Genomic DNA, 14,356 nt, shown 5'->3' on the forward strand with positions numbered 1-14,356 from the left:
TTTGGACGGTCATCCAGCTTTGTGGCGGTGGGCCAGGGCCGGAATGTGTGACGGGGTCAGCGATCGCACGCTGCAGCCGCCGTTTTCAATGATGCTCAGCACCTCGGCGACCTGCGCATTGTGCTGGTTGAGATAGGCGCGGTTGTCCCGCTGGCGGATTGCCGGGTGGGCAATGTCGAGGATTTGCATTTCCCCGGTGTAGTTGGCCCCCGGAGCATAGTCCCAGACGTTCCTGGTCGGTGCGGGCGAGCCATCGCAGCCCATCACCTCGATGGTGCGGGCAAGGGTTGCTGCCACCGGCAGCATGGCGATGGTCAGAACGTTCGGAATGTCCCTGGTATAGAATCCGCGCAACAGGTCGGCGTTGAACGGCACGTTGCCCAGCATCGGGCAGGCAATAATGCGGTCATGCAGGTCGGCGGGCAGGCTTTGACGCATCAGCGGGGCAAATTGCAGGCGGGTGAAGACCTGCAGGCGCGGATACTGGTACAGGGCGGGGATCAGTTCTTCCCGCACCCGCTGGGCATAGGTGGTAAAACCCAGCTGATAGACGCAATCGACGATGCACACCAGACGGGGCTGAATGCGGGCGATGAAGTCGCGGTTGCCCAGCAGGCTGGTGGTGATGATCGAATAGCCATCGCTGAAATCATGATCCCGCATCAGTTGCAGGTTCGGGCCGGTCCCGATGATATAACACTTGTCGATCCCTGCGTCTTTGACCTGCCGGGCCAGCTCGGCAAACCGCTGGATGCCGTTTTGGGCATCACTGACGCTGTGACAGGAGATGCTGGTCATGCCGTCGACTTCGGTAAAGCCGTCATAGGGATTACGGTGGCGGTCGGCGCGGATCAGCGTTTTGCTGAAAGTGGCGGCGCAGGTCAGGGCGTCCAGGCTGTTCTCATAGCCCTGTTCGTCCCACAGGAAAAACATCTGGGCATTACCGAGCATTTCCCAGTACGCCGGGCATTCCGACGGCACAAAATGTAACCGGTCGATCAGCTCGTGCGCCAGTCGCTGACAGGCCGGATCGACATGGGATGGCAGCGGTCGGGCCAGCAGGCTGGCTGGGGTGGGATAGTGCATCAGCAGGCGGGGATGCAGGGGAAAGCCGAGCGACAGCAGTTGATCGCGATAGGGCGCTGTGTACCAGATCAGCTTGTAAAAGGTATCAAGCAGATCTTCTTCGGCCTGCAGGGCAGGGAGAACGCAGGCGGAGGCTTGCGGAGCGGACATCGACGATCGCTTTCTGCTGTGGTGACCAAGGTGTCTTTCTTTGCCTTTTTTTTACCATGCAACGATATGATTGCCATAGGGTTAAGGATATCGTCCCGGTCAACAGAATGATTGGCCGCCAGAATGGCAGGAGAACCTCCATGAGCTTTCCAGAGCGCCCGTATGCCGCCGTCAGTGGCTTCGCCAGTGCTTATTTTGACTTGTATGCGACGGCTGCCCGTGCGGTGTCACCTCAGGCGCTCGATCAGGCAGCGGCCCTGCTGACGGCGTGCTATCGTGAGGGCAACTGGCTGTATGTGTGCGGGAATGGCGGTTCGGCGGCGATTGCCAACCACATGTATTGCGATCACGTTAAAAGCGTGCGCACCGACACATCGCTGACCCCGCGGATGATGAGCCTCAGTGCCAACGTCGAGATGATGAGCGCGCTGGCCAATGACATCTCGTATGCCGAGGTCTTTGCCTACCAGATCGAGGCACTGGCCAAACCGGGCGATGTGGTGATGACCATCAGTTCGTCGGGCAATTCGGAAAACGTCGTGCGGGCCATTGCTGCTGCGCAGGCCAGGGGGGTGAAGACCATCGCCCTGACCGGGTTTCAGGGTGGACGGACGGCGACCATGGCCGATGTCAACATTCATGTGCCGGTTGATAACTACGGCATCGTGGAAGACCTGCACCAGTCGATCATGCACATTCTGGCCCAGGCCATCCGTGCGGCTGAAATGCCGGCTGATCTGGTATCGGTGCGGACGTTTTGACGGTTTTCGCAACAACAATGGGACAGGACAAAAGGTTAGAGCATCGTGCCCGCGTCCGGTTTAACGCACGCTGCTCCAGGCTACCCGGCGGGTAAGCTGGTGGCCGGGTGAGCAGAACCAGAGAGGCTGCCTGTGAACATTACCGAGTTGCTGGCCGAGGCCGATGCCCGTGCGGCCAAGGGGCAAATCCCGTTGGCCGAGGCGTTTTACCGGCAGGTTCTGGACCAGATCCCGCTGCATCCGGCGGCCCTGTTCGGCTTGGGGCGGTTGGCGCTGGAGCGGGCTGACCCGGCACAGGCCGAAGCCTTTCTTGCCGGTGCGGTGCGGGGGATGCCCGCTCATCCGGCCTATCGGGTCTATCACGGGATGGCACTCCGCCAACTGGATTTGCTGGATCAGGCGATCATCACCTTTCAGGCCGCCATCCGGTTGGTGCCGGACGCGGTGCAGCCATGGCTGGGATTGATCGACTGCCTGCTGGCCCGGCAGGACTGGCCGCAGGCACGGGCGATGATCGGACAGGCGCAGCAGCAGGGGGTGACGGTCGCTCCGTTGTTGACGGTACTGGGGCAGGGGTTGGCCAGAGCCGGGCTGACGGGCGAGGCCGAGCAGGCCTATGGGGAGGCAATCAGTATGGCCCCCGCTGAGCAGCCTGCCTGGCTGGCACGGGCATCGCTGTATCTGAAAAACCGCCAGCTTGACGAGGCCCTGCGGGATGCCCGGCAGGCGGTGGCGCTGGACGGTGGGGACGCGCGGGCGCTGGTGGTTCTGGCGGCAGTTTTGCGCGCTCATCAGGATTTGGCCGGGGCAATTGCCGCCGCCCGGCAGGCGGTCAAGCTGTCTCCCCGGCTGGTCGATGCCTGCGCCGAGCTGGGGACGTTGCTGCATCAGGCCGGCGAAGATGCCGAAGGGGTAACGCACCTGTTGGCTGCCCACCACATGGCACCACACCGTCTGGATATTGCCTATAATCTGGCAGCCTGCTTCATGGCCGCCGAGGACTATCCGCAGGCCGGGCAATTGTACCGTCAGTGTGTGGAGGCAAAGCCCGACTGGCGGGATGCCTGTACCAATCTGGGGGTGGCCCTGCTGCGGCAGGGACGCTTGAGCGAGGCCGAATGTCTCTTGCAACAGGCCGTTGCGATCCCCGAGGATGTCGATGCCGCCGGAAAACCCGAGGCGCGCTATAATCTTGCGTGGGTTCAGTTGTTGCAGGGCAATTTCCGCGCTGGCTGGCAAAACTATGAAGCCCGTTGGGACTTGCCGGATTTTTCCTCGCCGCGCCGTCCGCTGCCGGTTCCCCGCTGGAGTGGAGAAGCCGATCCCGCCCTGCATCTGTTGCTGCATGCCGAACAGGGTCTGGGTGACAGTATCCAGATGATGCAACTGGTTGCCCTGGCCCGGCAGCGGGTGGGGCGGGTGACGCTGGAAGTTCCCCCCGCTCTTTATCGGCTGGCGCTGTCTTTGGCTGGCGTTGATCAGGTGGTGGCGGCCGACCTGTCCGATCCGGCGCGGCTGCCGGTGCCGTGTGACGCCCATGCTCCCCTGATGAGCTTGCCGCTGTTGCTGGGGGTGGGCCTGTCTGATCTGCCCCGTGCAACGGCCTACCTGAACGCTCCGGCGCCGACCTCGGCCCTGTGCCTGCCGGATAGCCCGCTCCCTCGGGTCGGGTTCGTCTGGGCAGGGTCGCCGCATAACAAGATTGACCGCTATCGGACGATACCATGGACGCTGTTTGCTCCCTTGACCGCTGGAACAGGATGCGCTCCATGGTCCTTGCAATGGGCACCGCAGCCGCCAGAAGGGATCAACAGTTGCATGGTCGCGGTCAAGGACATGGCAGACACGGCCAGTGTGATTGCCCAGCTTGATCTGGTGGTCGGGGTTGATACGGCCGTGCTGCATCTGGCGGCTGCGATGGGCCGGCCGGCATGGATGTTGATCCCTTTTGCGCCGGATTACCGCTGGCTGGCCACAGGTGACGGGTCGCCGTGGTATCCATCCCTGCGCCTGTTCCGGCAGCAACGCAGTGGGGCATGGGCCGACGTGGTGGCCGAGGTTCGGCATGCCTTGTCCGGTTGGGTCTCAGAATGGAGACCGGGGCGAATCGGGTAAGAAAGCCATGACCAGCCCTTTACAACGAATATGTCCCATGAGAAAAACGCCTTTGGTGATGCATTTGCGACTGCGTGTTGCTTGCGGAGGGTGAAAATTCGGTAATGGGGGTGGTGGCATAAAGGGAAGACCCCGAGGGCCGCGTATCGTGATAGGTGTAAACGTTTTCTTTGATAACTATTTGATAAATAATTAGAAAAATATGCTAAGGGTGCCTTTGCAGAGGCTTCTCCGCCATCAGTGGTGGTGACTCGCGTGTCTTTTTTAAATGTCTACGTACGAAAAAAATACTCGTAAATGGCGCGTGAGCGTATGTTTTTTCGTTGACTTACCCCATAGGGTTGCGGTTAAGTAGGCGCGGGTAAGTTGTTAAGAGGCTGTCTGTGACTACCGAAAAAGATCCTGATCCGATTGACGTCCATGTGGGCTCACGGATGCAACTGCGTCGTACCCTGCTTGGGATGACGCAGGAACAATTGGCCAAGGCCATTGGTGTTTCGTTCCAGCAGGTGCAAAAGTACGAACGCGGTCTGAACCGCTTGAGCGCAAGCCGCTTGTTCGACGTTTGCCAGGCGCTGGGCGTGTCCATCACCTACTTCTTCGAGGATGTCCCCGAAGACGTGTTGCGTGGGCGCAAACGGAATGCCGACGTCAGCGACCCCGAGGCACTGGGTGGAAAGGCCCGTCGCCCCTCGGGAGATCTGATGGCCAAGACCGAGTCCCTCGAACTCGTGCGGTCCTATTGGCATATGCCGTCCAGCCAGCGTGAAAAAGTGCGAGCCTTGATCGACACTTTGGCACGCGCCAGCAAGGTCTGATCTCTGCCCCCTTCCGGGTCAGAAAAGCCTGCGTGCATCATGGGGATGGCAGATGTGTCTGCAATTTGTCCGCAATGATGCAATTTAAAGACGAATCCCCTGTTTTTGTGGTAAAAACCACAGGGCAGGGGATTTTTCTTTTTGGTACCGCGCCAGGTGAGTCAAGGGGGGCGGAACATGATGATTCTGGAAGATTTTATTGACCGCCTAAAGGGCGCTGATAGCCTGGGCGGGCAACGTCAGGTGTTCGAACGGACCATTTCTGACGCCGGATTTCGCTTTTATACGTATAACATCGCACAAATTGCAGGTGTCGGGGCACATTCCCCGGTGTTTACCACTTCTTATCCCGACGAATGGGTGCAGCATTATCTGCGCGAGGATTATTATTCGGTTGATCCCCTGGTCTCCGAGGGGCCCCGCCGCCAGTTGCCATTCCTGTGGGAAGACATTACCCACCCCGCAGACCTGAGCTTGCGACAACAAACCCTCTATGCCGAAGCCGCCGACATGGGGATCACCTGTGGCATTACCATCCCGATTCACGGGCGGGACGGGGAATACGCCGGGGTAAATCTGATCCCTGATGGTACGTTGCGGGAGCAGGCTGAAACCTTGCGCCAACAGCGGCACTTCATGCATCTGGTGGCGTTGTACTATCACAGCCATTCAGGGATTCATCTGCTGGAGCAACGCTTTGAACGGCCCGCACCGATTGTTCTCAGTCCGCGGGAGCAAGAGATCCTGACATGGGTCGCGCGCGGTAAAAGCAGCTGGGATGTATCGTTGATCCTGAATATCTCGGAACGAACCGTGCTGTTCCATATCGAGAACGCCAAGAAAAAACTGGGCGTTACCAGTAGAACGCATCTGGTGGTCAAGGCCGCCATGGATGGACTGATTTCGCCATAGAGCATTTTCAAGTTGACCGTCTCCGGTTAACGGCTCGGAAAATGCGGTACTAGAGCAGCGTGCGTTAAACCGGACGCAGGCACGCTGCTCTAACCTTTTGTTCTGTCGCATTGTTGCTGCGAAAACCGGTTCCCACTTTTCGCACAACGCTCTAATACATGGTCACAGTACACGACAAACAGAAAGCAGGGTCATGGAGCGCTGCTCCACACCTCGCCGGGGCCAGTCGGCCCCAGACCCTATTCTTTTGATAATAATGGAAGAAATGGGGGGCCGGGTGCATCGTCCCCAAGTGAACGTTCGGGGCCGGAGGCCCCGGGCAGGTGCGGACGGCAGTCCGCCATTCTCTTTAAGGTTTTGTTTTACCGCATTTTTGGGAAAACCAGTTTCCGCTTCTCGCGCAATACTCTGTAAAAACAGACAGCAAGCACAACGCACAGGTCTTTGATGGTGGAAAGCCCACCAAAGACCTGTGCGTTCCCCAAAGGGGAGACCCTGAACGGCGACACTGGCATCCGCATTGGGTAAGTCGGAGGCGGCCATGGTCGTTGGTCAGTGCCTTGTCACTAGACCAGCGTGCGTTAAATCTGACGCGGACACGCTGGTCTAACCTTTTGTTCTGTCGCATTGTTTTTGCGAAAACTGGTTCCCACTTTTCGCGCAATGCTCTAAAGCAATCAAGGCGTGCGAGCCGGGAGGATCCGGGGTTGGGTAAGTCAGAGGCCCCAGCTCGTTATCTGGTGTGGACTGTAGCGGATCTGTTACCGTTTGTGACCCTGTAAGATTTTACAGGGGGGTGGGCAGCACCGCGTGTTCTGCATGTGTTATAGCGGCAGGGGCGGCGGTTGTCGCCTCTCCGACGGTGGGTGTTTCTGCCGGGAAACTCAAGGTGAACCTAGTGCCTTCCCCACCGGAGCTTTGCACGTGAATGGTCCCCTTCAGGATGCCGGTTACCGTGTTGTACACGATGTTCAGACCCAGCCCGCTGCCGCCAGCCCCCCGGCGGGTGGTAAAGAACGGATCAAAAATGCGTCCGATGTCCTGCGGGGGGATACCGCATCCGTTATCCTCAAAGACCAGTTCGATCATGTTGTGGGGCTGTTTGTGGGCGCTGAGGGTAATGTGGCCCGACTGTCCCGGGGAAAAGGCATGGGTCAGGCTGTTCATGATCAGATTGGTCAAAATCTGGGTCAGGGCACCGGGATAGCTGTTGGCGTCCAGCGTGGCAGAGCAGGTGAGGGTGACGGTGTGGGCTCCCTTTTTCAGCAACGGCCCAAAGCTGCGCAGGACTTCCAGCAGGTAGGTCCTCATCATGAGGCGGCGGCGTTCACCGCTGGTCTGATCGACGGCGACCTGCTTGAAGCTCTGGATCAGGTCCGAGGCGCGATGAATGTTGCTCATCATCAGGGTGGTGGTTTCATCCGCCTGTTCGATGAAATTCATCAGTTGGCTTTTGCGGATGCCCTCGCCAGTCAGGGCCGCCCGGATGTCACGGGCGCGTTCGGCCAGCAGCGAGGCTGCGGTCAGGGTAATGCCGATTGGTGTATTGATTTCATGGGCCACCCCGGCGACCAGTTGCCCCAGCGACGCCATTTTTTCGGCCTGCACCAGGCTTTCCTGTGCATTTTGCAGGGTTTCCAGGGCCTTTTCCGCTGCCTTGCGGGCACTGATCAGTTCGCGTTCACGCCGACGTTCATCCGTAACATCCAGAAAAACCTGCACCTGCCGACCATCAGGCATATGGTTGCGGCGCATCTGGATGAAACGGCCATCCGCCATTTCAATTTCCGAGGTATCCTTGTCCGGGAAGGGATCTTCACCATTGTTCAGGCGCCGCAACAGCAGCTCTGTGATACGGGGGGCCAGCGCATCGGTGGCAATGACCGACCTGACGATTTCTTCGTTTGAGGTGCCCGGGATGGCCAGATGGGCGGGCACGGTGAACAATTGCAGGGCCCGTTCATTGGTCAGCAGCAGATGGCTGTTGCTGTCATAAACCACCAGCCCGTCGGACATGTTGTCGAGGGTTGCTTCCAGCAGCTGGGATTTCTCGGTGGCTTCGCGGGTTCGCTCGGCCACTTCGGCTTCCAGGGTCCGGTTCAGTTCGGACAGGTTTTCATAGAGCAGGGCATTGTCGAGCGAGATCACCACCTGCGCTGCCAGCAGGCGCAAAACCTCGAGGCGATCATTGGTGAAGGCCCCGGCGGTCAGGTTGTTTTCCAGATACAGAATGCCCTTGAACTCTGATTGCTGGAACAACGGCAGGCACAGCAACGAGCGGATTTGCTGTTCGCTGATATAGCTGTCGCTGACAAACAATCCTTCGGCGGCGGCATTGTTCAACACGACGGCTTCCCGCGTGCGGGCAGCGTAGTTGAACACCGAGCGCGAGAACCCCGGTAACGGAGGCACCGAGGCATCCTGACCTTCGTTCATCGGAACCGGCGCACGATAGAGGGCGAAATGGTTGGTCTGGGCCCGGCCTTCGGCTTCCAGAGCCCAGCCCCGGGCGGTGCGCAGGAACAGCAGGCCACGTTGGGCTCCAGCAGCTTCCATGGTGATGCGCAACAGGCTTTCCAGCAGGGCCGGACGCTGGATTTCGCCTGAAATGGCGCGGGCCGCTTTCATGACGGCAGCGAGATCGACCCCCTTGCTATCCCGGCGCAGGGCCGGGTCTTGTGGGGGAACCCGGAACTGAAAGCGGTTTTCGGCCAGCGGATGGACCAGTTCTGGCCATTCTTCTTCAAGGGTACTTACCTTGTTTATGGCTCCCCACAGATTCCAGCGATAATGTGCCTGACGGCGATAGGCTTCGGCAATCATCGGTCGCCCGCGCTGTTCGTGGAACAGGGCGGCGTATTCGTTGATCAGGGCTTCTTCGTGGGTGAAGCCGTTGTCGTGGGCGGCCTTGATGGCCTGATCATAGAATTCGGCTGCGCGCAGCGTCTGGTCTTGCAGGCGGGCGAGTTCAGCCGCCAGCAGCCGTTCGCGGTGGGCAACATTGGCCGGGCCAATAGCCTTCCATTTGCGCAGCTTTGACAAGGCGCTGCGAACGGTCTGTATCCGGCGCGGCAGGTTGCCCGCACCGGGGTCTCGCGCCCAGGCCAGGGCATTGTAAAACAGGTAGGCAACCCCCAGCGGCGTGCTGGCAATGGCCCATATATGGGGCTGAATTTGTGCAGCGGCATTGCGGGCCTCGGCATGGCGACCGAAAATCAGGGCCAGCAGCATGCGAATACACAGCAGGGCGTTCAGCATCAGCAGGTTGCGGCCGGCCAGCAGCTCCTGATTGATGCGGGCCTCATCGTGCAGGGGGCCTTGCAGCGATGTCGGAATGCTTTTCGGGTTGCGCAGGCAATCGAGCAACTGGGCAACACAGGACAGATACGGTGCGCTCCAGTCGCTGTTGAAGTGGTGGGCCACATCACGAACCAGGCTGAGGTCCTGTTCAATGGTGGGCAGGTCGACTCCTGCATGGACACCGCTCAACAGATAACCGGCTGCGACATAGCCCATCCGTTCGGGATCGCTGGAATTCATGCCGTTACGGAGCAGGTCGGCGATCCGGTCGCGCAGCACGCGCAGGGATGTTTCCCAGTGCAGGCCATGGAACAGGGCGGCAAAGATGGTACGGTTGGCGATGGCGCTTTGCGGATCAGGGCCGAGCAGACGCAGGGAAAGATGGGCAGCGACCACCGCCTGCTGGGGATGCCCGATCACGGCCAGAGCCATCGCATGGCGGGTGACGGCATAGGCAATGATGTCGTGGTTGCCGTTTTCGATCGCCAGCCGCAGGTTCAGTTCGGTCGCAAGGGGCAAAAGCTGTGGCGAGCAGAACAGGATGGCCGGAAGAATGGCGCTGATCAGCCGCTGGGCTGCCATTGCCCGGGCCGGAGGCGACAACAGGGGTGTTGGCAGGCTTTGGCGCAGCCGGTTGTATTGCAGTGTACTTTGGCGCAGGGACCACCAGCGACGGATCCGGCCGGGGGAGCGGGGCAGGGGGTATCCCAGTGCCGTCAACTGGGTAAAAGCAATGTCCACTGCTGTTCGGTTGTCGTTGTTCAGGATCAGGGCCGCAACCTTCAGCTCGATGGCTTTGGTCCGCTCCAGAGCCGAGCTGGCGTTCTGCTCGATGGTGGCGATGTGGCGCAGCATGATGTGGTGCTCGCCACCCTGAAAGGCTGCCTCGGCTGCCTCGGTGTGCAGATCAAGGGACAGGCTGTGATGGTGCCCCCAGGCAAAGGTTTCTTCCGGGCTGGTTTCCGGGTACAGGCAGCGAAGCCCCTGATGGGCATACCCCAGTGCGGCGCTGTGGGCGGCGTTCAGGCGCGCCTTGCGGGCGGCCTCCAGATTGAGGTGTGCAACCCGTTGCGCCAGCTCGGGGTCGCGAATGTGCTCGAGGCCGCGATTGAACTGCTCGACGATTGAAAACAGCTGGTCATAAAGGGTATCGCTGCCTGCGTGATCCAGCAGGGCACGGCCAATGTTCACATGGCGCAGACCGCGTTCTGCCGGAGGAATCAGGCCATAGACGGCCTGATGGACCCGTTCATGCAAAAAGCGGAAGCCCATTGCCTGCGCACTGGTCACAGACAGGGTGGCCGTATCAATCGTGCTGTTGCCGTCGTTGGCAATCAACAGGCCCAGATGCAGGCTTTCCTGCAATTGCTGAAAGGTTTCGCCCAGGCTGACATCGTTGATGCAGCTCAGCGCGTACAGGTCAAAGCTGGGGCCAATGCAGGAGGCGCGCTGCAAGACACGGTTGCCGGCCGGAGACAGCCGGGCCACCTTGTCCACCATCAGATCGACGACGTTATCGGTAATACCCAGCTCGGCAACTTCTTTCAGTTCCCAGTGCCAGCGGTTTTTACCGTGATCAAACGACAGCAAGGTCTTGCTGTACAATGATGCCAGAAAGCGAAGCAGAAAGAACGGGTTGCCGCTGGTTTTCTGCTGGCAGACCTGGGCAAGCGGCAAGGCGTCTTCGGGGGAGCAGTGCAGCGAGTCATGCAGCAGGGCAACGACATGCTCCAGCTCCAGCGGCTGCAGCTCCAGCCGGTGCAGCTTGACCCGGGCAGAGTCCAGCCGGTCGAGAAAAAATTTCAGCGACTGGGGGATTTCCGGCAGATCGGTCCGCAAGGTGGCAACCACCAGAATGGCGTGGTGTGCCCCCTGTGGGCTGAGGAGCTGCTGAAGAAGATGCAGGGAGGAGCGATCGGCCCACTGGATGTCGTCAAGGACCAGCACCAGCGGCATGCCAATGCCGACCACCGCCCCCATCATCGCGCGGAAAACGTGCGAAAAGCGGTTTTCCGTTTCCAGCGCCGACAGAGGGGTGAGCGGAGGCTGGGGGCCGATGATGATTTCAAGGTCCGGCAGGATGTCGGTCAGGATGCTGCCTTGCCCGGACAGGGCTTTTTCCAGTCGGCTCCTGATGGCATGCAGATTGTCTTCGCTGCTGGACAGGATGGTGCGCAGATGGGATGAAAAGGCGTCGGCAATGGCCGCATAGGGGACGTTCCGGCGGAATTCCTCGAATTTTCCGAACACGAATGTCCCGAGGCGACCATCCAGCGGGCGCAGGATTTCGCGCGCCAGCGCCGTTTTGCCAATCCCGGAGGGGCCTTCGATCAGCACCAGTTCGGGGTGGCCCGGATTGAGGCGGTCAAGGATGGTCTCGAGGGAGGCACGGGCCTGTTCGCGGCCATACAGGCGCTGGGACAGGCGGAACAGGTCCGACTGGTCCTGACTGCCCAGCCACAGGTCGCTGGGGAGCTGGCCTTCGCGGATCAGGGCTTCCCGGCAACGGCTGAGGTCGGCCTTCAGGCCGCGCAGGGACTGGTACCGCTCTTCGGCGGGTTTGGCCAGCAGCTTCAGGATCAGGGCGGACAGGGCCGCCGGAATGCCGGGGTTGGCCAGATGGGGGGCTTCGGGGGTGCGGCTGATGTGGGCGTGGATCAGGTCAAGGGTATCTTCGCCCGAAAAGGGCGGGTGCCCAACCAGCAATTCGTAAAAGGTGGCCCCCAGAGAGTAATAATCACTGCGCTGGTCAAGGTGCCGGTTCATCCGACCGGTCTGTTCCGGGGAAATATAGGCGGGTGTTCCAGAAAGTAGCGGGGCCGTTTCCGAGGTCAGCTTGACAACATTCAGTTCCTCGGCATCGGCAAAGTCGATGAAACGGATGGCACCATCCGGGTCCAGCAGGATGTTGGACGGGGTGATGTCCTTGTGCAGAAAGCCCGCCCCGTGAATATGGGCGAGGGCTTCGCAGCTGGCGATGGCAATGTCGAGGAAGGCTTGCGGGTCCAGCGGCCCCTGTGTCAGCAACTGGTGCAGGGGCCGCCCCATGGTGTCTTCCATGACCAGCGCCAGCCCCTGCTCGTGTTGTTCCAGGGCAACCGCCTTGGGGGCACCACGTCCGTCCAGCCGGACCAGCATGTCATGGTCACGGCGCAGGCGGGCCAGGGCATGCGGGCTGGGAAAGCGGGGTGCCGGAAACTTCAGGATGACCGCTTGCCCATCCCATAGACGCCGCCCCCGATAAACCACATGGTTCGGGCTGTGGTGCAGGCGGTGATCAAGCGCGTACCCGGAGAGGCTGGTCATTCACATTGTCTGTATCAAGGGCTGGGTCTGTATCAGGGACTGGGTCTGTATCAGGGACTGGACTTATTGCAGGGCTGCCCTCACAGCATAAAAGCCAAGGCCCACGCCTGCCAAGAGCAGCGTGGGCCTGACGTGCCGGCATCGCATGGATGCGACCGGAAAAACAGGGCAGGATCAGTCTTTCTGGCCGGTCACCAGATAGCGTGTCACCGCAAGGGTGGTGGTCGGGATGCCGTTGGGGTTCTGGATGTCCTGATTCAGCCAGGCTTCGACTTCAGCCATCTCGAGCGGGAATTTCTTCAGCAGCACGGCGACAACGGCCTGGGTCGCCATCACGTTGGCGGCGATGTCATCGAGGGCACCCATGACGACTTCCAGATTGTGCGACGACTGGTCGCCCATGGTCTGCACCGCGTCGCTGACGTTGTGCAACATGTGTTGAATTTGGTTAAGCATTAATTCAGACATGAACTACATCCTTCTGAGCAGTTATGTTGGGTGCCGCAAGGGTCCGTTTTCACAGCATTCCGCCATCGGCGGGTGCAGGCGGCAGTATGGCAGACAAACGTTTACCAGAGCGTTAAACCGGTTGTCATCCATGGGCATTCAATTTTGTGGGGAATGTGGCGGTTCATGTGGCCATGCCAAACGATGGCATGACAGACAGGGTGCCCGAGCGGGCAGGATACCCGTAAACGCAGCAGGAGCGGTAAGGAACATCATGGCATTGAAGTCTCTGGCGATCGGGTGGGAAGTCGGGGTCGAAAGCGGGTGGGGAACCTATGGCCTGAACCTGGCCCTGCAGGCCCAGTTGCAAGGCGTGCGGCCAGACCTGTTTTTTGTCTCGCCCCGCTTCGTCTGCGATCCCCTGCGAACGCGTGTTCTGACACCGGCTTTGGGGCGGGTGATGATCAACCGGCGTTTGATGGCCATGCAGGATGACTATTACCATTCGGCCCCGGTCCTGCATGCGCTGGGCGACCGGCTGGTCTTGCCGGACTTTACCGCCCATCTGCATGGTGCCCCGGACATCGGGGTGGTGTTCTTTGAAAGTGCGGTCATCCCGCCGGAAAACGTTCAGGCCGCCAGCCAACTGCCGTTGATTGTGGCGGGGTCAAGCTGGAACAAGGAGGTGATGGAGCGTCATGGCATGACCAATGTCGGCCTGTGCCTGCAGGGCATTGACCGCAGCCTGTTTCATCCATTCCCTGTCGAACGGTTGTTTCCCGATCGCTTCGTGATTTTCTCGGGTGGGAAGCTGGAATACCGCAAGGGGCAGGATCTGGTGTTGGCGGCGTTTCGTATTTTCCAGCAACGCCACCCCGATGCCCTGCTGGTGACCGCCTGGGCCAACCTGTGGCCGGAAAGCGTCAAAAGCCTGCAGCGTAGTCCTCATCTCAAGGGCATTCCTTCTGTCCGCCCCGATCGGTCGCTGGCCATTGACGACTGGCTGATGTTCCATGACATCCCCGCCGGTGCCTTTGTTGATCTGGGGGCAATGCCCAATCAGCAGGTTCCGCATGTGCTGCGGCAGGCCGATGTTGCCCTGTTCCCCAACCGTTGCGAAGGTGGCACCAATCTGGTGGCGATGGAGGCGATGGCCTGTGGTGTGCCGGTGATCCTGTCACGCAACACCGGGCATCTGGACCTGATTGCCGAGGTTGACGGAACGCCGACCTGCTGGCCGCTGGACTGGCAATTGCCGCTGGGTGAGTTGACCGGTGACAAGGACTTTACCGATTGGGGCGAAAGCGGTCTGGACGAGATTGTCGCCACACTGGAAAAGGCCTATGCCGACCACGACGGGCGGCGCAGGCGGGGTGCCGCCGCCGCCCGGTTCATGGAAAGCTGGGACTGGTCGGTCCGCGTGCGCGAACTGTTGGCGCTGGTCGAGGCGGCGTGAGGTGG

8 protein-coding genes are annotated in these 14,356 nt (G+C 60.3%); 5 read left to right on the forward strand and 3 right to left on the reverse strand.

Annotated features, from left to right (window positions below):
* Positions 1-9: 9 nt before the first annotated feature.
* Positions 10-1,236, reverse strand: a complete 1,227-nt coding sequence (locus BW995_RS01830; RefSeq protein WP_076398369.1) for a hypothetical protein — start codon at positions 1,234-1,236, stop codon at positions 10-12.
* Positions 1,237-1,376: 140 nt separating this feature from the next.
* Between BW995_RS01830 and BW995_RS01835 the strand changes: the two genes are divergently transcribed.
* From BW995_RS01835 to BW995_RS01850, 4 genes are all read left to right on the forward strand, one after another.
* Complete coding sequence (locus tag BW995_RS01835) at positions 1,377-1,997, forward strand: D-sedoheptulose-7-phosphate isomerase (RefSeq protein ID WP_076398371.1); 621 nt, start codon at positions 1,377-1,379, stop codon at positions 1,995-1,997.
* A 132-nt stretch (positions 1,998-2,129) separates the two neighbouring features.
* A complete protein-coding gene (locus tag BW995_RS01840; protein ID WP_076398372.1) occupies positions 2,130-4,112 on the forward strand; it encodes a tetratricopeptide repeat protein in 1,983 nt (660 codons plus the stop codon).
* 383 nt (positions 4,113-4,495) lie between these two features.
* The gene (locus BW995_RS01845; RefSeq protein ID WP_139332715.1) at positions 4,496-4,930 is read left to right on the forward strand and encodes a helix-turn-helix domain-containing protein; all 435 of its coding nucleotides are present in this window, start codon (positions 4,496-4,498) and stop codon (positions 4,928-4,930) included.
* Between the two features lie 177 nt (positions 4,931-5,107).
* Positions 5,108-5,842, forward strand: coding sequence for a LuxR family transcriptional regulator (locus BW995_RS01850; protein ID WP_076398376.1), 735 nt, complete (start codon positions 5,108-5,110; stop codon positions 5,840-5,842).
* Positions 5,843-6,628: 786 nt separating this feature from the next.
* Here the strand turns inward: BW995_RS01850 and BW995_RS01855 are convergent.
* Positions 6,629-12,448, reverse strand: coding sequence for an AAA family ATPase (locus BW995_RS01855; protein WP_076398377.1), 5,820 nt, complete (start codon positions 12,446-12,448; stop codon positions 6,629-6,631).
* A 174-nt stretch (positions 12,449-12,622) separates the two neighbouring features.
* Positions 12,623-12,916: a hypothetical protein gene (locus BW995_RS01860; protein ID WP_076398379.1), complete on the reverse strand. Its 294-nt coding sequence runs from the start codon at positions 12,914-12,916 to the stop codon at positions 12,623-12,625.
* A gap of 253 nt (positions 12,917-13,169) precedes the next feature.
* On the opposite strand from BW995_RS01860, the gene BW995_RS01865 reads away from it, so the two are divergent.
* Positions 13,170-14,351 carry a glycosyltransferase family 4 protein gene (locus BW995_RS01865; protein WP_076398381.1) on the forward strand — a complete coding sequence of 394 codons (1,182 nt, stop codon included), beginning with the start codon at positions 13,170-13,172 and terminating at the stop codon, positions 14,349-14,351.
* The last annotated feature ends 5 nt before the right edge of the window (positions 14,352-14,356 follow it).

The sequence above is a fragment of the Insolitispirillum peregrinum genome (assembly GCF_900156605.1).
GTDB lineage: Bacteria > Pseudomonadota > Alphaproteobacteria > Rhodospirillales > Rhodospirillaceae > Insolitispirillum > Insolitispirillum peregrinum.